Annotated in this window: 21 protein-coding genes; 1 reads left to right on the forward strand and 20 read right to left on the reverse strand. The window is 35.4% G+C overall.

Annotation, left to right across the window (positions count from 1 at the left end; all coding sequences use genetic code 11):
• Positions 1-29: 29 nt before the first annotated feature.
• The 6 genes from B5D12_RS00320 to B5D12_RS00345 form a co-directional block, all read right to left on the reverse strand.
• Positions 30-656, reverse strand: a complete 627-nt coding sequence (locus B5D12_RS00320) for a DivIVA domain-containing protein (protein ID WP_066126708.1) — start codon at positions 654-656, stop codon at positions 30-32.
• A gap of 147 nt (positions 657-803) precedes the next feature.
• Entirely contained in the window at positions 804-2,039 is a 1,236-nt protein-coding gene (locus B5D12_RS00325) for an ABC transporter permease (protein WP_078754953.1), read from the reverse strand.
• On the reverse strand, positions 2,036-2,767 hold the full coding sequence (locus B5D12_RS00330) for an ABC transporter ATP-binding protein (RefSeq protein ID WP_078754954.1): 732 nt from the start codon (positions 2,765-2,767) through the stop codon (positions 2,036-2,038). Before B5D12_RS00330 ends, B5D12_RS00325 begins: the two co-directional genes overlap by 4 nt.
• Complete coding sequence (locus tag B5D12_RS00335; protein ID WP_078754955.1) at positions 2,764-3,270, reverse strand: GNAT family N-acetyltransferase; 507 nt, start codon at positions 3,268-3,270, stop codon at positions 2,764-2,766. The genes B5D12_RS00330 and B5D12_RS00335 overlap by 4 nt, the downstream gene beginning before the upstream one ends.
• A gap of 8 nt (positions 3,271-3,278) precedes the next feature.
• Positions 3,279-4,481 (reverse strand): bifunctional phosphopantothenoylcysteine decarboxylase/phosphopantothenate--cysteine ligase CoaBC, encoded by a 1,203-nt coding sequence (gene coaBC, locus B5D12_RS00340; RefSeq protein WP_078754956.1) that lies wholly within the window; start codon positions 4,479-4,481, stop codon positions 3,279-3,281.
• A gap of 12 nt (positions 4,482-4,493) precedes the next feature.
• Positions 4,494-5,858: a TrkH family potassium uptake protein gene (locus tag B5D12_RS00345; RefSeq protein WP_078754957.1), complete on the reverse strand. Its 1,365-nt coding sequence runs from the start codon at positions 5,856-5,858 to the stop codon at positions 4,494-4,496.
• Between the two features lie 149 nt (positions 5,859-6,007).
• Here B5D12_RS00345 and B5D12_RS00350 point away from each other — a divergent pair, with 149 nt between their 5' ends.
• Positions 6,008-6,556, forward strand: coding sequence for a cysteine hydrolase family protein (locus tag B5D12_RS00350; protein ID WP_078754958.1), 549 nt, complete (start codon positions 6,008-6,010; stop codon positions 6,554-6,556).
• 478 nt (positions 6,557-7,034) lie between these two features.
• Here B5D12_RS00350 and B5D12_RS00355 read toward each other — a convergent pair whose 3' ends face one another.
• From B5D12_RS00355 to phnC, 14 genes are all read right to left on the reverse strand, one after another.
• The gene (locus B5D12_RS00355; protein ID WP_078754959.1) at positions 7,035-7,340 is read right to left on the reverse strand and encodes a CsbD family protein; all 306 of its coding nucleotides are present in this window, start codon (positions 7,338-7,340) and stop codon (positions 7,035-7,037) included.
• Between the two features lie 60 nt (positions 7,341-7,400).
• Positions 7,401-7,727: a hypothetical protein gene (locus tag B5D12_RS00360; RefSeq protein ID WP_078754960.1), complete on the reverse strand. Its 327-nt coding sequence runs from the start codon at positions 7,725-7,727 to the stop codon at positions 7,401-7,403.
• A 14-nt stretch (positions 7,728-7,741) separates the two neighbouring features.
• Positions 7,742-8,587 (reverse strand): HAD-IIB family hydrolase, encoded by an 846-nt coding sequence (locus tag B5D12_RS00365; protein WP_078754961.1) that lies wholly within the window; start codon positions 8,585-8,587, stop codon positions 7,742-7,744.
• A gap of 18 nt (positions 8,588-8,605) precedes the next feature.
• On the reverse strand, positions 8,606-9,523 hold the full coding sequence (locus B5D12_RS00370) for an aldo/keto reductase (protein WP_078754962.1): 918 nt from the start codon (positions 9,521-9,523) through the stop codon (positions 8,606-8,608).
• 620 nt (positions 9,524-10,143) lie between these two features.
• Positions 10,144-10,959, reverse strand: a complete 816-nt coding sequence (locus B5D12_RS00375; RefSeq protein WP_078754963.1) for a MetQ/NlpA family ABC transporter substrate-binding protein — start codon at positions 10,957-10,959, stop codon at positions 10,144-10,146.
• A gap of 14 nt (positions 10,960-10,973) precedes the next feature.
• Positions 10,974-11,654, reverse strand: a complete 681-nt coding sequence (locus B5D12_RS00380) for a methionine ABC transporter permease (protein WP_078754964.1) — start codon at positions 11,652-11,654, stop codon at positions 10,974-10,976.
• A complete protein-coding gene (locus B5D12_RS00385; RefSeq protein WP_078754965.1) occupies positions 11,647-12,384 on the reverse strand; it encodes a methionine ABC transporter ATP-binding protein in 738 nt (245 codons plus the stop codon). The genes B5D12_RS00380 and B5D12_RS00385 overlap by 8 nt, the downstream gene beginning before the upstream one ends.
• Before the next feature lie 425 nt (positions 12,385-12,809).
• On the reverse strand, positions 12,810-13,553 hold the full coding sequence (locus B5D12_RS00390) for an alpha/beta hydrolase (RefSeq protein ID WP_078754966.1): 744 nt from the start codon (positions 13,551-13,553) through the stop codon (positions 12,810-12,812).
• A 455-nt stretch (positions 13,554-14,008) separates the two neighbouring features.
• Positions 14,009-16,285 (reverse strand): glycoside hydrolase family 31 protein, encoded by a 2,277-nt coding sequence (locus B5D12_RS00395; protein ID WP_234982873.1) that lies wholly within the window; start codon positions 16,283-16,285, stop codon positions 14,009-14,011.
• Between the two features lie 10 nt (positions 16,286-16,295).
• Positions 16,296-17,321, reverse strand: a complete 1,026-nt coding sequence (locus tag B5D12_RS00400; RefSeq protein WP_078754968.1) for a LacI family DNA-binding transcriptional regulator — start codon at positions 17,319-17,321, stop codon at positions 16,296-16,298.
• Positions 17,322-17,722: 401 nt separating this feature from the next.
• The gene (gene argS, locus B5D12_RS00405) at positions 17,723-19,414 is read right to left on the reverse strand and encodes an arginine--tRNA ligase (protein WP_078754969.1); all 1,692 of its coding nucleotides are present in this window, start codon (positions 19,412-19,414) and stop codon (positions 17,723-17,725) included.
• 436 nt (positions 19,415-19,850) lie between these two features.
• On the reverse strand, positions 19,851-20,660 hold the full coding sequence (phnE, locus tag B5D12_RS00410) for a phosphonate ABC transporter, permease protein PhnE (RefSeq protein ID WP_078754970.1): 810 nt from the start codon (positions 20,658-20,660) through the stop codon (positions 19,851-19,853).
• Between the two features lie 10 nt (positions 20,661-20,670).
• A complete protein-coding gene (phnE, locus tag B5D12_RS00415) occupies positions 20,671-21,498 on the reverse strand; it encodes a phosphonate ABC transporter, permease protein PhnE (protein ID WP_078754971.1) in 828 nt (275 codons plus the stop codon).
• Positions 21,498-22,256: a phosphonate ABC transporter ATP-binding protein gene (phnC, locus tag B5D12_RS00420; RefSeq protein WP_066123730.1), complete on the reverse strand. Its 759-nt coding sequence runs from the start codon at positions 22,254-22,256 to the stop codon at positions 21,498-21,500. The genes phnE (B5D12_RS00415) and phnC overlap by 1 nt, the downstream gene beginning before the upstream one ends.
• Positions 22,257-22,801 lie beyond the last annotated feature (545 nt).

Consider the following 22,801-nt stretch of genomic DNA (forward strand, 5'->3'; position numbering starts at 1 on the left):
TGCCCAGCCTCTCGTCTGTTCATCTTTTACTACATCTTAGCAAATTTAACTAATTTTGATTCTGAAGCTGAAGCCGGTTCTTGCTTTTCATTGGCAATCACTTCATGAATTAATTTTTCTAATTCTTTCTTTTCTTCTTCAGTAATACTCGTATTGTCCCATAATTTTTTCTTCTGTTGACGTGGAGTTGAAATCTCCATATTTTCATAGGCTTCAATTTGTCCACTGAATCGACTAATTTGATCTTCTGGATATAACGAATCAAAATCTGTATTTTCTAACATCTCTTGATAAGTTGCTACCACATCTTGCATTTCTTTTTGCATTTTCTTCATCATCTCACGCATTCCCATCCCTGAATTGACGAGTTCATGACTATGATGTGCAAATTCTTCTTTATATTGCGTCACTTGTTCATTGGTACGCTTTAAAATCTTCTCTGCTTCATCATTAGATTCCGCTACGATTTTATTTCCAGTCATTCGAGCATCTACAATCCCATCTTTTAAAGCTTGTTCCATTTCAATATATTCATTTAATTGTGTTTGAATTTCTGAAATTTGTTTATTTAACGCTTCTATTTGGGCATCTTTTTCTTGTAATGCACGATCTACTTCGGTTTTATTGTAGCCAAATAAACTGCTCGATAATTGCATTATTGCCACCTCTATCCTCTCCATTTCGCACTGATTGCGAAGTATCATCTTATATTTTAGCAAATAATTTTGTAACTTTCACTAACAAAAATCGTTTAATACCGTTTTTATCATTTCAATTTGATTACAATATCCTATACGTTGGCTCTATTCTTGTTTATGCAACCAAAATGGAATATATAAATAAACCATTAACATAATCAGTACTAGCCATAAAATACTAATCATTAAAAAAGTTTGTCCAAAACCAATTGTTATAACGGTGGCGATATTAAAAGCCAACCATTGAATGAGCAATATAATCACGGAAACTTTTTGTAACGCACCGATTAAGTGACTTTGATTCTTTGGATAAATGCATTGAAAGGGATTCGCATCATAATAATGAACCATTGGCAAAATCTGCACTAAAGTTAAATAGAAGCCAATTAACCCCAATCCTACGATTAAATAAATATTTTCTGTTAATAATAACATCACAAAAATAAAAATTAGCAATCTCAACCAAATACCACTAAATGTGTTATTTCTAAATAATAGCCTTAAAAATAAGTAATAATCTCGATTTGGGTTTTTTCCAGTTAATAAATCGACTAATTTATCTAAATAAGCACGTCTTTTAACTACTACTTGCGTTTGTGGTACATCAGCAAAGAAGCTAATCCATTTATAAAAAACATTCGTTCTTTCTGCATCTACTTCGATAGTATAATCAAAGTCCAACCATGCTTGTCGATTTTGATAACAAACAAAGAGATAATAACCAATTGCGAGAGCTAATAAGGCATTCATCACTAATATTCCCCATTGCCCTAATAGCACTAAAGAAACCACCAACAGGCCACCATATAAAATGACTTGATAATTTTTACCTATTGTGCGAATAGCAAAAATACGACTAAACATTTGCATATGATATAAAACAACTGCTAATAATTGCATTAATACCCACAGATAGATAAACTGACGATCCCAATTGAGTCCAGTCGCAGCAAATGGAAAAATTAAACTCGCTAACAAGCCATTTAAGACTAGAGGTATTATCAAGCCTAATAATGTCCCCTTGAGCCAATAACGACGCCATTCTGCCCCTCTTGGATAGACATAACTGCGATCGGCTGCTTTCATCAACCATATGGGACGCCCATAAGTACTCAGTACCCCTAGCATTATCCCCATAAACAAGATGAGTGGTGTTTTTAATACCGTAGTGTGATCACCTTGAAGTACGACTAATTGTTCACGATAGAAAAACATGAAAAATCCGAGGATAACAAATAAGATGACAGAAAAATGATCATTAAAAATCAAGCGACCATATTTGCCCATTTCTTTGATTAATGATTGTAATCTCTTTTGCCTTAATTCTGTTAAATTTTTCATTGAGAGGCCTCCGTCATCTGAACATATAGTTCATCAAGCGTTGCCTCCGGTTGTCCAAATTGTTCTTGTATAGTCTTTAGGTCACCTTTTGCGATAATTTCTCCTGCTTGTAACATTAAATACTGGTCACATAATTGTTCTGCAATCATTAAAACATGCGTGGTAAAAATAATGGCAGTACCCTGTAGCGCTCTTTGTTTTAATAATTCAGTGAAATGTTTAATGGCTAATGGGTCTAAGCCTAAAAACGGTTCGTCTATAATCATGACTTTCGCATCGGTTACCATTGCACAAATAATCATCACTTTCTGTTTCATTCCTTTTGAGAAATGAATCGGAAACCAATTTAAATGATTATCTAAACGGAATAATTTTAATAATGGCATTGCTCGTTCCATGACTGTTTCAATTGGTAATTCATAGCCTAACGCCGTCATTTCTAAATGTTCCTTTAAGGTCAATTCTTCATACAAAACAGGTGTTTCTGGAATATAGGCTAATTGTTGAGAGAATTGCGATTGGTGTTCATTGATCGTTTGATTACCAATCGTAATCTGCCCTTCAATAGGTTTGATTAAGCCTAAAATTGTTTTAAGTAAGGTTGACTTACCAGCACCATTTAGCCCTATTAAACCCACTATTTCTCCATAAGGGATGGTAAAATTAATCTTTTTTAATACGGGAATCCCTCGATAACCGCTACTCATATTTTTTACTACTAAACTCATATTGTCATCCTATCTTCCTGGTAATATTGATACGCTAAGCGTGTGCGTCCATCTGGTAAATAAATAATACCACAATATTGAAATCCTAATTTGGTTAATAATTGTCGCATCGGTTGATTTAATTCATGGGTATCGATTTTTATATTTGGATATTGGTTCATTACCCACTTAATACATTGTTGGCCGACACCTTTTTTGTCATATTTTGAAACGATTCGGTGAATCGTGACATAGGGCAAATCATTTAACCATTGACCTTCTTCGATAACCTGATAGGTCGGATCCTCTCCCATTAATAGGTAAAAGGCCCCTACCATTTCCTCTGCATCATCAAAGCATACATAGGACGTACCGCTATTGATATCAGCGGTCAATTGTTCGATACTCGGGTACCCTGGCATCCACTGATTAGGATTACCCGTTGCTATTTGTTTTTGGCGTCCAATCTCAAATATCTCTTTCATCGCTGGTATATCAGCTAAAGTTGCTGGTCGTATTTTCATCTATTAATCTACCCCATTATTGTTTGCCAAATTTGGTAAGCTAATTCTTTTTTAGTTCCGTATTCTAAAGCTATCACACGGTTATCGTTGCCCAATAATGTTACTTGATTATGATCTGAACTAAAGCCGGCATCTTTTCTAGAGACATCATTCGCCACAATCCAATCCGCTTTTTTACGTTCTAGTTTACCTTTGGCGAATTCTAGTACATTATGTGTTTCAGCTGCAAAGCCAACTACAATCTGTCCAGGCTGCTTATGCTGTCCTAAATAAGCCAAAATATCAGGGTTTTCAACTAAATCCAAGGTTAACCCTTCTTGATTGGCTTGTTTTTTAATCTTTTGGGACACTTGATTTTTAACTCGATAATCGCTCACTGCAGCGGTCATAATGGCAATGTCATGCTCCTTTAACGCTTGTTGCATTACTTCAAACAATGATTGAGCACTCTCAACGTATTGGATGTCAACGCCTGTTGGCACTGTTAAATTGCGAACGGTCGAAACGAGTGTTACCTTTGCGCCAAGATGTACGGCTGCTTCTGCCAATGCATACCCCATCTTACCGCTAGAATCATTCGTTATATAACGTACCGGATCAATGCGCTCACGCGTCCCTCCAGCAGAAATCACCACTTTCTTATCTTTTAAAAGTTGAGTTAATTCGTTTTGAGCAACTAATTTTTCTAATTCAGAGACGATAGCAGTTAATTCTGGTAAGCGACCGACTCCTTCATATCCTTCTGCTAAGAATCCTTTATCTGGAAACATCACTTGGTGACCATCTTGTTTTAATTGATTGATATTACGTTGGGTTGCTGGATTATAAAACATATTGGTATTCATCGCTGGCACTATTAGACGCGGACAATGCACTGCTAATAAAGTAGTTGAAACAATTTCGTCTGCTAAACCATGCGCCATTTTCGCTAAAACATTGGCTGTAGCCGGTGCTACCACAACATAATCACACCAGTCAGCCATGTGGATATGTTGAACAATCGACGGATCTTTTTCATCAAAAGTATCAAGTAAAACTGGATTTTTAGTTAAAGTTTGCATCGTTAATGGCGTAATAAACTCCGTTGCTGACTGGCTCATCACTACGCGTACTTCGGCGCCCTTTTTGATTAATTGACGACTTAGTTCTGCCATCTTATAACTCGCGATGCCACCAGTAATAAACAATCCAATTTTCTTGTTTGTTAACATGCTAATCCCTTCCTATCCGATATAAATATCTGCATTTGCATAATGAATGTTGCGTTTTGGTTTAGACATTATACTTAATAAAATCGTCGCTGGCCCGACGCGACCAATAAACATTAAACACATGATAATAATACGACCGAACGTATCTAATTCTGACGTTAAATTCATCGTGACTCCCACCGTTGCAAGCGCACTGGCTACTTCAAACAAAAGACTAAAAGGATCTAAATGTGTTTGTGTCGTAAGTAATAATGCCCAACCTAACATAAAGGCTGTAAAGAAAAAAGTTAAGACGACAATCGTTTGTTTGATTACTTCATTGCGAATCGTACGACGTCTAAATTGAATCTCTTTTTGCCCATTTAATTCGGCTTTAAATAATAAAACTAAAATTGCGGCAGTGGTAATTTTAAAACCGCCAGCCGTACCACCAGGTGCGCCCCCAATCACCATTTGTATAATATAAAGCAGATTGGTAATCGGACGAGTTAGCGTATAATCCAAAGTAGAAAAACCAGCCGTTCTCATCGATACTGTTTGAAAAAAACTAATCAATAGTTGCTGGGGTAAACTATATTTAGCCAATGTATTCGTATTGCCATATTCCGTTAACCATGTTAGAAATGTCCCTAAGGTTAGTAAAATACCCGTTGATAAAAGAACCAAGCGTGCATGTGTACTTAATTTTTTAAAAGCGATGCGAAACACTTTTGTACTAGATTTAAAATATTCCTTAACGATATTGGTGACTTCAAACCAAACAATAAAACCAACACCACCGGCAATAATTAAACTCGCAATGGTTAAATTTAAAACAACATTAGTCACTTCTCCTTGTAAACTAATACTGCCTAAGTTATCAAAACCCGCATTGCAAAAAGCTGATACGGCAATAAAAACCGAGTTAAAAATCCCTTTAAACCAACCATAACGTGGCACAAATATAAACGTTAAAATAAAAGCGGCTATTGCCTCTAAAGAGAAAGTAAACAAATAGATAGATTTTAGTAATGGTTTTAATTCTAGATTGTGCTCATTACTAAAACTCGCCTGTAATGTATATTGTTCTTTTAACGTCAATTTTTTCTTCAAATACAAGGCACTCGCAGATAACATAGTAATCAGGCCTAAACCACCAATTTGCATCAGAATGATACAAATGATTTGCCCATAGGTATTATAGACATCACCGACAGTCAAAACCGTCAACCCCGTTACACAGACCATCGATACGGTGGTAAACAAATGATCTAAATAGACCGTTTGTACTCCTGACTGATGCATTATAGGTAATGATAATAAAATACTTCCTACAACTACCACTAATGCAAAACTCAAAGTTAATCTTTGAGGGGTGGTCAACTTCTCAATAAACATTCAATTTCCCTACTCTTTCTCATTCAAATAATATTGTTTTTGATAAGGTATATGATACAAGAAATAATATGAATTATCAAACTGGATCCTTGCCAATAAATTCGCTTTCAGTTATAGTTGAATTAAAAACATTAAGGAGTTAATCGACGATGAAAAAAGCTTTATTAAACATTGATTATACCTATGATTTTGTTGCTACCGAAGGAAAATTAACTTGTGGAGAACCTGGTCAAGTTCTCCATGATTATATTCTAAATTTAACAAAAGAATTTGTTGAGCAAGATGATTATGTTGTTTTCCCGATTGATTTACACTATGAAAATGATCCTTATCACCCAGAAACTCAATTATTCCCACCACATAATATTGATGGAACAAAGGGGCGTTTATTATACGGCGATTTAGAAGCTTATTATCAATCCGTTAAGGATCGAGAAAACGTCTATTATATTGATAAAACACGCTATTCTGCTTTTGCAGGAACTGATTTAGAGTTACGCCTTCGTGAAAGAAACATTGAAGAAATCCATTTAGTGGGGGTTTGTACTGATATTTGCATCTTGCATACAGCAGTCGACGCTTATAATAAAGGTTTCAAAATTGTCATTCACGAACAAGGGGTCGCAAGCTTCAATCACGCAGGACATCAATGGGCCTTAGGCCATTTTAAAGATTCATTAGGCGCTACCATAGTTTAAGGTGCCTAACTTTACCTTACGTTGAAAAAAATTTTCCCCAAAAAGAGCCTAGCTTGAAACTTTGATTGATAGGGAAATTGGGCACGAAGTAGAAAATCGAATGAGTTTCGCTTCGTTTGTCCACTTCAGGACAGTTGAGTAGGTCTCAAACAAGTCGTTAAGACACAGTATGAGACCACTCAAACACTGCGCTATAAAGCAATTTGATGGAAACAAACTGAACTTTTAAAGTTTTTCTCAATATTAAGCAAAAAACAAAATTGATTATTTTCCATTTCAATCGCTCCTGTGCGTTATAGAATAGCGATTATCAAAACATAAAATGCCGGTTAATAGTGCCTAGCTATTGTTACAATCGATAAAAAAGACTGGAAAGAAATCATTGAGATACTCCCCATAAAGTAGACTTACTATTGATAGTAGCTACTGAACGGGGGCATTCACATTGACTTTCTAACCAGTCTTATCTTTTATTTAATTATTTTTTGTCTAAGATGTTTTTGACTCCGTCTACAGTGCCTTTAACAACATCCTTTACTTCTTCTGCAGCATGCGTTACGGATTCAACTGCTTCTGCCGCTTCATGTTTTAAATCAGTAGAAGTAGCCTCCACTTTAGCTTCAACGTCTTCTTTTTTCGCTTCTGCTTTATCCATCGCATCATGGGCTTTATTTTTTAAATTAGCTCCAGTTGCTTCAACTTTACCTTCAACTTCTGTTTTTTTGTCGCCTGTCACTCGTCCAAATAATTCTTTTGCTTTTCCTGCTAATTCTTCTAATGACATAAAAAACACTCCTTTTAATGTGATTAACTCTATTATAACGGATTTTAAATAAAATACCTACTAATTAAAATAGTGTTCGATAAATTTATCCATCTGATCTTTATCACGGGCTTTTTGTGCAGCCGAAATATTCGTTGGATTAAGGTATATACGCAAAGCCTCTTGTGACGTTTCAGTAAAAGCTACAATCGCCTCACCTTCATCTTCATCGGTCATACGTTTAACTTCCGGATATTGTTTAGACAGTTCTTCAATCAAATCTTCTGCTACTGCCTCTCTTAAAACACGATACATTTCCGCTTGCGGAGCCGGTATCATATAGGCATCCACCTTTACAAAATCCTCGGCATCCTTATTTTTTTGTTTTTTCACTTTTTTACTAACCATTAATTTATTTCCACCTAACGATTCATTTCATATTGATCCATAAATTGAGCATCGGGTTCCTTGACTAATCGCTCCAAAATATCGATAACTGCTTGTTCTTCATTCGATCCAATTTTATATTGACAGTGCAAGGCTAAGTCAATATCCGCATTACTCATAGCTACACTATATTTAACTTCCTTCATCATCGACTCATCATTTAAACTATCACCAAAAGCCATCACTTCTTCCGGTTTAAGTTGGTAACGTTCTTTGAAAAATTGGATAGCACTTCCTTTGCCACCTTCGTAATGATAAGCATCAACCCAATCGTCACCACTTGTTACCACTGATAAGTCTGCAAATTGACCACTTAATTCTTTCGCAATGACTTTATTACGAGCTAATGAACGAGGACTAAAAATAGCAATTTTAGTTGCCACTTGGTCTTCCGGAATTTCTAAAAAATCTTGAACAATTTTATATTCATTATTATATTTCAATATTTTTTCAAAACCGATTCCCTCAGAGACATTCATATAGGAAATCTCGCCAGTACTGATACAAATAAAGAAATTTTCTTTTCCTTCAAAGTAATCACAAAGCTTTAAAAAAGTTTGACGTTCGATGCCGATTACTTGCTCAACTTCATGATCACACATTATAAAGTTGCCATTATCACCAGCTAAATGAAGACTTTCTAAAACAGATGCAGAGAAAAACTCTACAATCTTATGATAAGAATTGCCGGTGGCGATACAAACCATCACGCCTTGTTGCGTTAATTGTTCCACTACCGCTTCAAATCGTTCGACATCATAAGTCTTATCAGCTCTCAATAATGTTTGATCCAAATCAATTGCTACTAATTTAATCGACATTCATAATCCTACTTTCTTCTATGGTAATTCATTGCCAGCACTCAAATAAATATCATACCATTCTGGTCTAGATAACGCTACTTCGGTTCCGGCCGCCATCTTCGTAATTCTATCAGGGTTCATTGAACCAACAATGGGTTGCATATTAGCTGGATGACGTAAAATCCAGGCCATGACCATTGCTTCAAATGACACACCTTTTTGCTCAGCATACATTCCTAAAGTGGTCGTTAATTTTTGGTATTTTGGATGGTTCATAAATAATCCTTGCCCTAAGTCCACTTGGAATGGTGACCACGGTTGAATCGTCATTTGTTGTAAACGACTGAACTCCAATAATCCGCCTGTATGATTAACTGATGGTTCATTTAACATATTGACATTGAATCCTTCATCGATGAGCGGTGTATGTGCCGGCCCAAATTGTAATTGATTCACATCGAGTGCTTGATCAACGTAATGTTGTAATAATTCAATTTGAGCACGATTTTGATTACTTACTCCAAAATAACGGACCTTACCACTTTCATATAGATGATTGAACGCTTCAGCTACTTCTAATGGTTCCATTAATGTATCAGGACGATGTAATAATAAAAAGTCCAAATAATCCGTATCAAGGCGTTTTAAAATGCCCTCTACTGATTCTAAAATATGTTCTTTCGAAAAGTCAAAATACCCTTTACGAATCCCCACTTTTGATTGTAAAATAATATCCTCACGTTTAATGCCGGCTGCTTTTAATCCTGTCGCAAATACTTCTTCCGATTGTCCTCCACCATAAATATCAGCATGGTCAAAGAAATTGATACCCGCTTCATAAGCAGCTTGAATGACCGAGGCCGCTTCTTTTGTAGATAAACTTGCCATACGCATACATCCATGAGCTAATTGACTTGCCTCTAATGATGATGAGCCGATTTTAATCTTTTTCATAAACTTGTCTCCTCAATTAATCTGATAATATTAGTTTAACACATCACTTTTTAAATATCTTTAAATTAGCGTGAAAATCATGCCAAAAAATTAGGTGAACTGATACAGAAATATGAGGCTGGGCAAAATCTTTTTAAATTCTGTTCAGACATATCTATTTAATTCAAAGCGCAGTGGTTGAGTGGTCTCAAACTGCGTCTTAATGAGGTTAAAGATAAATTTGGTAAACTCAATCAAGTTATTGTTATTAAATTAAAAGCGCAGTGGTTGAGTGGCCTCAACCTGCGTCTTTTGACTTGTTTGAGTCCTACTCAACTGTGCGGGGGTGGGCAGACGAAGCGAAAATCAACTGATTTTCTACTTCTTGCCCACTCCCTTCATTTTAGAACTAAACTCGCTGACAACAACTTACATTAATCCTATATTTTATAAAAAGCCAAAAACAATTACCAAACAAAAAAGAGCACGACGATATAGCAGTCTTTTGTGCTATACCGTCTTTGCTCTCGTTAAATTGTTTAAGATAGCGGTCAATAATCTTACTTAAATATTTTCTGCCTTATTAAGAGATTCAGCATTCATAAGTAAGTATTAATGTATCTAAATTTTACTGACAATACTTATTCTGCTACTTCAAAAGCCGGAATTAAATGTCCTTCCTTAGATAAATCGTCAACGAAATCATAAACTTCTTGTGAAGTAAAAGCTTTAACTAATGCTTTAGTAGCATCAGAATCTTTGTCTTGTTCACGGACAACCACTTGTAAAGCAAAGGTATTCTCTGGATCTTTTTCTAACATTAAAGCATCACTTGTTTTTAATCCAATTTTCGCAATATATGTTGGATAGTTGAAAACTAAATCTACTCCATCTTCGTAAGCTGCAGTTAAGTTTAATAAATCAATTTCAGTAAATGTTAAATTCTTTGGATTTTCTTCAATGTCATCAAGCGTTGCGGTATGATCGGTTCCTTCTTTTAATTTGATAACATCATAAGAATCTAAAATTAATAATGCACGTGCCATATTGGTTGCATCAGAAGGAATCGCAACTTCTGCTCCATCTTCAATGTCTTCAATCGATTGATACTCTGGCGCATAAAAACCTACAACTGGATTGTAAATTGTTTGCACCGCTACTAAATCAGCATCATTAGCCTCATTATACATTTCCATAAAAGGGGCATGTTGCGCAAAGTTTGCATCCACTTCATCATGGAATAAAGCTTCATTGTATTGGATATTGTCTGACACTTCGACTAATTCAAATTTATAAGGTGCCTCAATAACTTCTCCTACAATTTCGACAATATCAGTCATCGGTGGTAAGTGAGAAGCAACTTTAATAACCACTTCATCCTCAGCCTTTACCGCTGGTAAATTAAATAAACTTAACGCACCCATTGTTGCTAAAAATAATTTGAACTGTTTTTTCATTTTTTATCCCCCTCTTAATTTGTACGCTTATCAAAATGTTTGGCTAATTTAAATCCAGCCCATTGAATTATTTGCACTAATAAAATCATGACTACAATCGCAATATACATAATATCAGTCTCATATCGTTGATAGCCATAACGAATCGCAAAATCTCCAATGCCACCACCACCAACTACTCCCATAATGGTTGAATACGAAAGAAAACTTACAAAAGCTGTCGTAAATCCAATCACTAGAGAACTCTTGGTTTCTGGTATTAAAAAATATCTTACTAATTGAAATGTCGTTGCTCCCATTGACCGTGCTGTCTCAATTATCTCTGGACCTAACTCCAATAATGATTGCTCGACAAAACGGGCATATAAAGCAACTGCAATTAACATTAATGGAAACGAAGCTGCAATGGGATCACCTGTTGCGCGTCCATATACTTTTCTAACAATCGGTTGTAAAGCGACAACAAGTAACAGAAATGGAAACGAACGGACAATATTAACAAAAGCATTTAATATATTATTGATTAATTGATTTTCGAGTGGTTTACGTTTGGCAGTTAAATAAAGATAAATCCCCAAAGGTAAGCCTAAGACGATGGCTGCAGCACAAGCTAACAACATCATCGTTCCCGTCTCAAATAACGACTCAATAAGTTTCGGTAAATATTTCGTCATTCTCGCTAAAAATTCATCCATCTGCTAACACCTCTTTAACATATTGTGAATAGTTGGAATGAGGTGAAACTTCATTGTTCGGTTGATTTTCAATAATTTCTATCAATCGTCCCTTTTCCATGATACCAATACGTTGACAAATCGACTTCATGATGGATAATTGATGCGTCACTAAGACCATCGTAATGGCATATAGTTGATTAATGTCTTTTAAAATACGCACAATTTCCTGAGCCGTCATTTCATCCAACGCACTGGTAGGTTCATCAAGTAAAATTATTTTAGGATTAATGATTAAGGCTCTAGCAATTCCTACTCGTTGCTTTTGCCCACCTGACAATTGACTTGGATAATGATGTCTTTTATCACTAAGCCCCACCGCTTCCAACACCTGATCGATGGTCAAAGGGTTGTCAAAAGCGTGAAGTTTTAATGGTAATAAAATATTTTCTTCTACTGTTAAATTATCCAGCAAATTGAATTGTTGAAAGACCATAGCGATATCTTTACGCACCGTACGCAGTGAGGCCTCTGATAACTGATTAATCCGATTACCATCGACCATCACTTGCCCTTCATCCGGTTGTAATAATCCATTAATAAATCGAAGCACAGTTGATTTACCTGCACCACTTTGCCCGATTAAACCAAAGATTTCGGATTGATTAATCGTTAAATTTAAATCAGACACCGCTGTAAGGGTCCTGTGGTTCGTATTAAAACGTTTCGTAACACCCTCAAATTGAATCAATTAATCACCCTATTTCTTTATTTTGAATTAGCTAACTCATTTGTTATTATAGCCCATTTATAACTAAAATACAAACTAGAAATATAACAGATTATAGTAAAAATAAAACAGAATGATTTGTGAAGCAATTCTTAAAATAAAACGTTTATCTAACTTATACATAGCGATTATGATTAAACTAAAATTCGTGAATTCAAAAGAGTTTGTAAACAGAACGTGGTCATCATTGATACAAATAACACAAGAGATTAACAAGTAGCCACTGTTGTTTATTTCGTCTTAATCCCCACTGTTTACTCCAACTCAAAATAACCTGTCGCTTGCTACAAAAGATAACTTCACAGACGCGGCCAACCAACATCTATTGAGTATCAATAACTAACACCTTCACTCAATGATACTTCTAGATGGCTTGCTTTTGACGATTATTCAGCTATTAATTGTTGAATTACTGGCTCAATCACTTGATTCCAATAATCCCAATTATGATCACCTTCTGCTTCATAAAAGTTAACTGTTGAACATTTTTGCTTTAACCAGTGGTAGAAGTTTTTGTTATCTTGATAAAAATCGTCTTCTCTACCACAATATAATTCTATTTTAGGCCATTGTTTAACACGCTTTGCCAAGACGCACAAATCTAACTCTTGTTCAATTTCACTAGGTGTTTTACGAATAAAAATATTTTTGAGTGTTGGTGGTAGTTGGTGATAATCTTGATAATCAAGATCGTCCATCCCTTTCGCAATAATACGACTCGACATACCCGTAATTTTACTAAAGATATGCGCGTATAAAAATCCTAATCGTAAAGCTCCATAACCTCCCATCGATAAACCAGCTATCCAGGTATCTTCTCGCTTATCCGATAGATTGAATAGTTGCCTAGTTTCAGCAACTAGGTCTTCAGCTACCATCTTACCGTATGATTCTGCATCACTAAAATCAACATAAAAACTATTTTCACCATTGGGAAAAATGATTGCGATATGATATTTTTCTGCTAACTCAAGCACTCGCGTGCGCTTAATCCAATCATCATGACTCCCACTCCAGCCATGAAGAAGATATAAAGTTGGTAATGAATGTTGAGTAGTGGGTATCATCGCATTGTAATAAACCTGTCTATTTAAGTTTTTAGAAAAGAAACTCGCTTGAACTAACGTCATAAAATAACCCCTTTCAAAAGTTGTAATTCTGTTCCACTCTATTTTATAAAATCTCTCGTTAAATAGATAGAAAAAGAGTCGACCTAGGGGATCGACTCTGGTAGTTTGCTACAACTTGTTATCACTATCGCTTGGCTTAACCTCTTCAATTTCGATAGAATTCTAAATATTTGTTAGGAGTTTGGCATTAAATTTCGCTAAAATAACGAAGCCAATTAAAACAAAAATAGAAAGCGAAATATAGAACCCTAAATAAGTCGTTACTGAAAGAAATAAGCATAAAAAATTAATGAAAAGTAGAAATACTACTTTCAAAGGAAAATTTGTCATCAAGAAAAGAGAGACGCTCAATAAATCCTTATTCTCAAGTTGTAACTTTCCATTGGTTAATGGCATTAAAAGGATAAACATAACTTGAATAAAGTTTTTGATTATAAGTCAAATCTTTTTAGTTTTTATGAATTTAAAATATAAATTAATTCAAACACTGCTGCTTTTAAATCTTCTGAATCGATGGATTGAATAATTGATAAGTATTGTAAGTCTGATTTATTCTCATGGAATTTAAACCATAATTTTTCTTTATCCCAATACTTTACTTGGGCTTGGTTCAAGATTTCAAATAGACGTTTCTCAATATCTTGCTTCTCAATTTTCTCAAAGCCTAACAGTTCAATTTTTGCTGAATCTGTCATTGAAACAGTCACCGTATTCAGTTGTTCATCTGCTATCGCTGGATAACCTTCAACTTCAAATGCCTCTGTTGCTGAGAATACTAAATGATGTTGACGCCCTTCAGGTAAAATGTTTTCTGGATCATCAATCGTTAAACTTAAAACACCATCTTCCACCACAACAGTTGTAACAGCACGGTGATGATCTACTTCTTCAATAAGTTCAAATTGATTATTTGGTCCTGGGTAGATTTTCCAAGTAATATCCGTAGGTAAATCATTGCGCATATTCTCAACCGGTTCTAAATCCATTGGTATAATAGCCCCTGCTTTCGCAAACACTGGCATTTCAGACAATCCACGGTAAATATCTAATGAAGCGCCACCTTTATATCTTAAGTTTGTATGAACATCGTACCATTCACCTTCAGGGAAATAGATTTTTTCCTTACTCATTTTGACATCAGGTAATAATTTAGATGTAATAGGTAACACTAACAATTCTGTCCCAAAATAGTATTCATTGTCATATTGATAAACTTCAAGATTATCAGATTCCTCATAATACAATGGTCGAATTAAAGGAATGCCCTCTTCAGCCGTTAATACATTAAATGTATAGAGGTAGGGTAATAATTCATGACGTTTTCTTAAATAATCCGCAATAATCATCTCTTCCATTAATGGATAACTCCAAGGCTCTTTACCCGTAAATAGACTGTTTGAACTATGAAGACGATTAATGGGACTGAACACGCCATACTGTACCCAACGCACCATCAATTCATCATCACGGTAACCATTCATATGCCCACCAATGTCATGGCTCCACCAAGTATAGCCAATATTGGTTGCTGTTGAAGTCATATACGGTTGAAACTGTAATGAATCCCAAGTAATAAACGAATCGCCTGAAAATCCTATTGGATAACGATGACTACCAGGTCCTGCATAGCGCGATAGAATTAACGGTTCTTTTCCTCGATCTTCCATATCTTTAAAATGATAATGATTCAATAGTAATAACGGATCTAAACCATTTATTTCAGTTCCTTGTTGCCAATCAATCCAGAAGAAATCAACGCCTTGCTCTTCTAATGGATGCATCACATCTTTAAAGTATGCCTCTCTAAACGCCTCATCTGTAAAATCAAAAATAGCCGGTTCTTCAATCTCGGTATTTAATTTTAATCTTTTAGCAACAGCGGGATAACAATCTTCATAAGCGCGTATCCCATCAGCCGGATGAAGATTAATGGAAATGGCTAGCCCTTCATCATGAAGCCACTTTAAGAATCGTTCGGGATTTGGGAAATAGTCTTTATTCCAAGTATAGCCTGTCCAAGAACTGCCAAAGCGTTCCGGAATTTGTGTCAAATGCCAATCCATGTCAATGACGGCCACAGATAATGGAATATTCTTCGCTTTAAAAGTCTCGACCAATTCTTTGTAAGATTCTTCAGTATACTTCCAATAACGACTCCACCAGTTTCCTAATGCATAACGTGGTAATTTTGGTGAGAAACCTGTTAATTTAAAGTAGGTTTGCAGACCTTGATTATAATCATGCCCAAATGCCAACGCATAAATATCAATCGAGTCAAAATCCCTACGAACAATATCCCCCACTTCATTAATAAATTGTGAGTTGGAATCATCTAAAATGGTAAATCCTTTAAAACTCATTACGCCGTCTTCTAAAGGTATCGCACCATCCACTTCGTCTAAAGTACGGGTTGTGCCTTTTAAATTAATAAATTCATCGCCATAATACCAACGATTGCCATGTGGGTAGAAAGCAAAATTAAAATCGATGTATAAACTTTTCTTAGAGAATGGCTGTTCTTTTTGGTAATAAAGATGGAATTTAGGTGAGTAAATTTCCAAAATCTCCTCAGTTTCAACTACATCATATTCAATCTTCTCTATCTGTTCGATTTCACGATTAATCACACTTTGAGTTTTTGAATCTACAAACGTTCCTGTTTCTGAAAATTCTAAACGGACAACTTCATTACTTAATAATGAAATACGATATTTTTCGCCAATAAATTGCATTTTCAACCTCCTACATTTGTTTAACACTTTCTCTTACTTCTAATTCGCCATCCATAATAATGGTCTGTTGAATATTTTCTTTCGGTGTGCCTTTGATAGGCACCATAATTTGCCCAAGGGCGACCTCGCCTTTTACATTTTGAAAAAGATTCATCGTTGTTAACTTAGGTGAGATCAGTTCTGAAAATTGAATATTATCAAAACTAATGACCGAACAATCATCCGGTACAGAAAAGCCTTGTTCTTTTAATTGAGAAATTAGCTGAATTGCTAGTAAATCAGCTGTCACAATAATCGCAGAATAGTGATTGATATTCTCAATTACTTGGTCCAATTGATCATTATAAAAGACAAGCTTAGAATCAAACCCTAAATCATGTGCGACTAGGCCATCTCGATAACCTGCTAAACGTTCCTGAATAACACCATGTTCCTTTAAATTGACACGATAAGTTAGGAATGCAATGTCACGATGTCCTCTGTCTACTAAATGACTGACTAAATCATGTGCTATTTTTTTATCATCAGAACGTACAAAATAGAGATTTTCTTTATCCTTAAATTCTTTTAGTTTAATTTCATCATAATAGGTATCGATAAAGGTAATGGGTTCTTGAATAATTTCCATAGCCTCGAGCATGGTCTGCTGTTTAAACCCCACTCCTATAAACCCACTAAATTGCCAATTATTTCTGATGACCCCAATATCGTCCACTGAGTTAATAGTTTGAATTAAAACAAAATAATTTTCTTTACGACTAATTGTTTCGATTCCTTCTAACAACTGTCCGGCAAAAGGATCGTTAAAATTGTAAATTTCTTGCTCAGTATAAAATAACAAGCCGATTAATTTAGAAGATGAATTGACTAATGCTTTTGCATTCATATTCGGAGTATAGTTATATTCTTTAATAATGTTATTAATCTTATCAATTGTCTCTTGAGACACTTTATTCGTGCGGTTATTCATGACATTTGAAACGGTCGTCATACTCACATTCGCTAATTTCGCTATTTCTTTGATGGTGATCTTCACTTTGTCACACCCTTTCTAAATTTCTCAGGTTGAACGTAAAACCTTCGCTGATAAAAGATGGGAGTTGACCAAAAGCAGAAAATGAATGCATTTTGCTTCGTACATCCCTTCCAAGTTTTCAAGTTGAACGTTAAACCTTTTGCTATAAAATATAGCACTTAATAAATATTAAGCACTTTTACGTTTTTAGTTTAACGTTAAACGTTAACTTTCAATTACATGTTAACGGTTTCTTTTTGTTTTGTCAATAGTTTTTTTGATTAATTTGAAAGACTTTCCGAATTTAATAAAAAATAATGGTGTAAGAAAAACGAAAGTATCATGCTCTCGCTTCTTACACCACTAATTTTGTGAGTGATTCTTTTTATGAAACTATCGTAATAGGTTCGTTAGCCCCTCGATTACATTTCCTCAGGAGCTGCAATGCCCAATAAATTCAAAGCATCTTTAATAACAATTGTTGTAGCTTTAACTAAGGCCATACGAGCTGGTCTTTGTGCATCGTCATCTAATAAACGGGTATTGCCGTAATATTTATTAAATAATTGTGCTAATTGAACAGCGTATTTAGCAATAACAGAAGGTTCGTATTTTTCCATCGCTTGTGTTACTACTTGAGGGTATGCTAATAACTTTTTAGCCACTTCCCAACTGTAGTCATCTTCTAATTGATAATCAACATCCGCATCGATTATTTGGCCATATTTACGCATTAAGCTCATCGCTCTGGCATAAGTATATTGCACATATGGACCTGTTTCTCCTTCAAATTGAACGATTTCTTCTAATTTAAAGTCAAAGCTATTCATGCGGTCTGTCTTCAAGTCATGGAATATAACCGCTCCAACCCCGACCTCTTTAGCGACTGCTTCTTTATTCGCTAATGTCGGATTTTTCTCATTAATTTGTTGGAAGGCTAAATTGATTGCATCATTTAGCACCACTTCTAATAAGATGATTTTGCCTTTACGTGTCGATAATTTTTTACCGTTTAAAGTGATTAAACCAAATGGCACATGAATCATATCTTCTGCCCAGTCACGTCCCATGCGTTTTAAGACAGCACGTAATTGTTTAAAGTGACCTGACTGTTCATTACCAACGACATAAACGTTCTTAGCAAAATCATAAGTGTCTTTACGATACTGTGCCGCAGCTAAGTCACGGGTCGCATATAATGTGGCTCCATCAGACTTTTTAATTAAGGCTGGTGGTAAATCTTCCTCGTCCAATTTTACAATTGTGGCACCATTATCAACGGTCGTAATCCCTTTTTCTTCTAATTCATCAATAATCGGTTGCATTTTATCGTTGTAAAAAGCTTCACCATTATAAGAGTCAAAGGTAATTCCCAATAAATCATAAACTTTATTGAATTCTTTCAATGATTCATCTTTGAACCAAGTCCATAAACGAATCATTTCTTCGTCACCATCTTCTAAAGCTTTAAAAGCGGCACGTGCTTGTTCTTCAAGTTCTGGTCTTGTTTCTGCTGCTTCATGGAAATCTACATATAATTTTACCAATTCTTTAACAGGATCCGCTTCAATTACCTTATCGTCGCCCCACATTTTATAGGCAACGATTAATTTACCAAATTGCGTTCCCCAATCCCCTAAGTGATTAATACGAATAGGTTGATAGTTGGTTTTTTTCGCAATGTTAGCAATCGCATTACCGATAACGGTTGAACGTAAATGCCCCATTGACATTGGTTTCGCGATATTAGGTGAAGACATGTCAACTGTCATTGTTGCGCCTTTTCCTAAATCAACTGCACCATATTGTTCCCCTTTTTCGATAACGTCTTTAACAATCTCAAAAGCAGTAGCTGAACGTTTTAAACGAATATTAATATAAGGTCCTACTGCCTCAACGGTTTGAAAAGCTGAAGTGTCCATTTGTGCCACGATATCTTGGGCAATTTGTGGGGGTGCTTTTCTTAAAACTCTTGCTAATGTGAAAACAGGAAAAGCCAAATCTCCCATTGATGAATCTTTTGGGATTTCAATTAATGCTTTTACTTCATCGACTGCTAAATGTTCTGCTAAAACTTGTTGTAATTTTTCGGCAAATAATAATTTATTATCCATTTCTTCCTCCTAAATAGATTAAAAAAACCTCTAACAATGCCAAATTTAACATCGTTAGAGGCGAGTATTTATTAAAATATCGCGGTACCACTCTAATTCCACTATCAAATAGTGCTCTTCTAGTTGTTAACGAAGTCTGGCTCCGAATTAGACAGTTAATCTAATTAAACTAGAAGTGCGGTTCGTTTTTGTGAAATCATTGGCTCTCAACAACCCAACTTGCTGTATCTTTCATTTTAAAACTACTCTCTTCTAGAGTTTGCTCTAAACCTAAAAGTATTTTACCAAAGACTAGAATATTTGTCTACATAAAGCTGAAAGTCATGGCGACTATTAAAACCTAGCTTATTAGTACCATATAAAACACATTTTTTAGTGCTAAATGATAATGACAACATCACTAAGTCTATTATTACCATCATGCTGAAACGCGAACTTAACCTCTTGCTAAACGTTCACGGATACGGTTAGATAAGTATTCAACAATTAAAATTAAAACAACTAACCCAATTAAGATAGAACCGACTTCATTCCAACGATAAGCGGACATCGCAAAAACCAATGGTGCTCCGATACCGCCCGCGCCAACTAACCCCAAGATTGTAGCGTCACGTAGGTTCATATCAAAACGGAAGATTAGCGTTGATAATAAGCTTGATCCCAATTGAGGTAAAATGCCACAACGGATTTTTTCAAACGTGTTACATCCTGAAGCTTCCATTGCTTCTAAAATATTGGTATCGATATCATCAATTGTTTCGTTGAATAATTTTGTTAACATCCCAATGGATGTCACTGATAAAGTCATTAAACCAGCAAACGCCCCTGGTCCGGTCACACGAATAAACATTAAACCATAAACAAAACTTGGTATCGTACGAATCGCCACGACGAATAAACGTACAATCACCACGATCGGCATTGGCATAATCTTTTGTGAAGCGAGAAACGCAATAGGCAGTGAGAAGACTGCTCCGACTAAAGTTCCTAGAAAAGCAATTGCCATGGTTTCTAATAATAAATAAGGTACTGATTGTTTAGTTAAATTAAACAGAATTTCGGTATTGGGTGAAAAAATCCCTTTAATAATATTAGCAGCGATAGAGCTCCCATTTTTAGTTACAGAAACTTCACCTACGGTGGTAGAAGACCAAATTAATAAAGCAACCACTAATATCGTCCAAAAATATTGTGCTGCACGACTACGATCTCTACTCTCATACATTTCATTTATACGATCGATCATCTTGGTCCTCCTATGATAATTTCTTACGTAAGTAGCCACTAATAAATTCAATAATTGCTACTGTAATAAATAAACAAAATAATATCATCCCGACATTTTGGTATTCACGCCAAGAAAGGTTTTCATTTAAAATAATTCCAATCCCACCGGCACCAACATATCCTAAAATAGCTGCATGACGCACATTCCCTTCGAAGGTATACAAACTGGTCGATAAATAGGATGGTAAAACCTGCGGTTGAATGGCTGCCACAAAGCTCTTGATTTTATTGGCTCCAGCCGCTTCCATCGCTTCATAAGGTAACATATCAACTGTTTCGATTGTTTCATATAATTGTTTTCCTACGAATGAGAAGGTAAAGAGTGCAATCGCTAATGTCCCTGAGAAGGTTCCTAGACCGAAAATGTAAGTTAAGATTAATGCAGATACTAAAGTCGGCATAGTACGAATCATACTGAGAATGAATTTCATAATACCCGATAATACTTTATTATTGGTTAGGTTAATGGAAGCTACCATCGCAAAAGGAATCGCTAAAAAGGCTCCGATAACAGTCCCTAATACTGACATCTTAATTGTATCGACTAAGGGTCCGAGAACGCCATTAAAAAAACTCCAATTTGGCGGCACCATCCGTCCTAAAATAACAAAGAATTGTTGTCCTCGTTTCATTAAAGTCGACAAATTAAAACCTGTTAATTGCACTGAATAATACATTGCGATTAACACCAAAATCACCACGAAAGGCGCTATTGAGCGAGGCTTTTTAACTACTTTCCCATTCGTTAAGGTGATTTCTTTAGGAGGTAAAATATTATCTCTTAAAGATTTAACCATTAGTTACCACCCATTTCTTCTGTTTGGCCTTTATAGATTAAATTCAATATTTCCGCATCTACATTGCTTGATGGTCCGTCATAAACCACTTCTCCATCACGAATCCCAATGATACGATCACAAAATTCTAATGCAAGCTCGACATGGTGAATATTAATCAAAACAGTAATATCAAACTCTTGATTAATACGTTGAAAGTCTTTCATCACTACATTAGCGGTCACTGGATCCAATGCTGCAACAGGTTCGTCCGCTAAAATAATACTTGGATCTTGTGCTAAAGTACGAGCTAAAGCTACACGCTGTTGTTGACCCCCAGATAATTGGTCCACACGTGTATATGCTTTATCTAAAATCCCCACACGGTCCAATGCTTCCAAAGCTTTTAACTCTTCTTCTTTTTTATAATGGCCCACTAAAACACGCCAAAAGGGAATATCCGGCACTAAAGCATTTAGTACATTCGTAATAACTTTGGCACGTGTTACTAAGTTAAATGATTGGAAAATCATCCCAATTTGACGTCTAAATTTGCGTAGGCTATCACCTTTTAAAGTCGCTACTTCAACACCATTTACAGTTAAATTTCCTTCGCTAATAGGATGCATTTTATTGATTGTCCGAATTAAAGTTGACTTGCCGGCACCAGATAATCCGATTATCCCAACAAACTCACCTTGTTCGATTTTCAAGTTAATATCTTTTAGTGCCGTAACACCATTATCATAACGTTTATAAACGTTTTTGAATTCAATCATTCTAGAACCTCTTTCTTTATTTCACTTTCTCCATTGTACCGAATTTATCTTATTTTTTAAAGTGGTTTTTATCTTTTCATTCAATCTTTACATAAAGTTAATTTAGCTGAATACGGTCTGTCCTATGATAACGTTTAAAAATAAATCATGTATGTAAATTGAGCTTTTAGCTATAAACTGAACTGGTAACAAGGATGCTTTATATTATATCCTTAAGCACCCTCTAATAGATATTGTTCCAGCATTTTGAAGGTGGGCCTAAACTTGGTAAATTCAGTCGAGTTATGGTTCATTATTATCAACGGTGCGATTGCGAGGTGAAACAAAGGCGAAATGAAAAATTATTCACTTTCTATTTCTGATCTACTCCCTACTGTGAGGGGGGGCAGGCTAAACGACAATTATCTAACTTTCAACTTCTTAACCATACCCTACTGTGCGAGAGCGAGCAGCCAAAACAAAATTCTTCTAACTTTTAAACTTTATTGTCCACTTCTATTTAACAACTATTAAAACCAATAAAAATACCATGCATAATCATCATT

It is taken from the genome of Globicatella sulfidifaciens DSM 15739 (assembly GCF_900167405.1).
Taxonomy (GTDB): Bacteria; Bacillota; Bacilli; order Lactobacillales; family Aerococcaceae; genus Globicatella; species Globicatella sulfidifaciens.

Coding starts and splice junctions, on each gene's coding strand:
- B5D12_RS00320 (WP_066126708.1), bottom strand. CDS start 656: ATGCAATTATCGAGCAGTTTATTTGGCTACAATAAAACCGAAGTAGAT.
- B5D12_RS00325 (WP_078754953.1), bottom strand. CDS start 2,039: ATGAAAAATTTAACAGAATTAAGGCAAAAGAGATTACAATCATTAATC.
- B5D12_RS00330 (WP_078754954.1), bottom strand. CDS start 2,767: ATGAGTTTAGTAGTAAAAAATATGAGTAGCGGTTATCGAGGGATTCCC.
- B5D12_RS00335 (WP_078754955.1), bottom strand. CDS start 3,270: ATGAAAATACGACCAGCAACTTTAGCTGATATACCAGCGATGAAAGAG.
- coaBC (WP_078754956.1), bottom strand. CDS start 4,481: ATGTTAACAAACAAGAAAATTGGATTGTTTATTACTGGTGGCATCGCG.
- B5D12_RS00345 (WP_078754957.1), bottom strand. CDS start 5,858: ATGTTTATTGAGAAGTTGACCACCCCTCAAAGATTAACTTTGAGTTTT.
- B5D12_RS00350 (WP_078754958.1), top strand. CDS start 6,008: ATGAAAAAAGCTTTATTAAACATTGATTATACCTATGATTTTGTTGCT.
- B5D12_RS00355 (WP_078754959.1), bottom strand. CDS start 7,340: ATGTCATTAGAAGAATTAGCAGGAAAAGCAAAAGAATTATTTGGACGA.
- B5D12_RS00360 (WP_078754960.1), bottom strand. CDS start 7,727: ATGGTTAGTAAAAAAGTGAAAAAACAAAAAAATAAGGATGCCGAGGAT.
- B5D12_RS00365 (WP_078754961.1), bottom strand. CDS start 8,587: ATGTCGATTAAATTAGTAGCAATTGATTTGGATCAAACATTATTGAGA.
- B5D12_RS00370 (WP_078754962.1), bottom strand. CDS start 9,523: ATGAAAAAGATTAAAATCGGCTCATCATCATTAGAGGCAAGTCAATTA.
- B5D12_RS00375 (WP_078754963.1), bottom strand. CDS start 10,959: ATGAAAAAACAGTTCAAATTATTTTTAGCAACAATGGGTGCGTTAAGT.
- B5D12_RS00380 (WP_078754964.1), bottom strand. CDS start 11,654: ATGGATGAATTTTTAGCGAGAATGACGAAATATTTACCGAAACTTATT.
- B5D12_RS00390 (WP_078754966.1), bottom strand. CDS start 13,553: ATGACGTTAGTTCAAGCGAGTTTCTTTTCTAAAAACTTAAATAGACAG.
- B5D12_RS00395 (WP_234982873.1), bottom strand. CDS start 16,285: ATGCAATTTATTGGCGAAAAATATCGTATTTCATTATTAAGTAATGAA.
- argS (WP_078754969.1), bottom strand. CDS start 19,414: ATGGATAATAAATTATTATTTGCCGAAAAATTACAACAAGTTTTAGCA.
- phnE (WP_078754970.1), bottom strand. CDS start 20,660: ATGATCGATCGTATAAATGAAATGTATGAGAGTAGAGATCGTAGTCGT.
- phnE (WP_078754971.1), bottom strand. CDS start 21,498: ATGGTTAAATCTTTAAGAGATAATATTTTACCTCCTAAAGAAATCACC.
- phnC (WP_066123730.1), bottom strand. CDS start 22,256: ATGATTGAATTCAAAAACGTTTATAAACGTTATGATAATGGTGTTACG.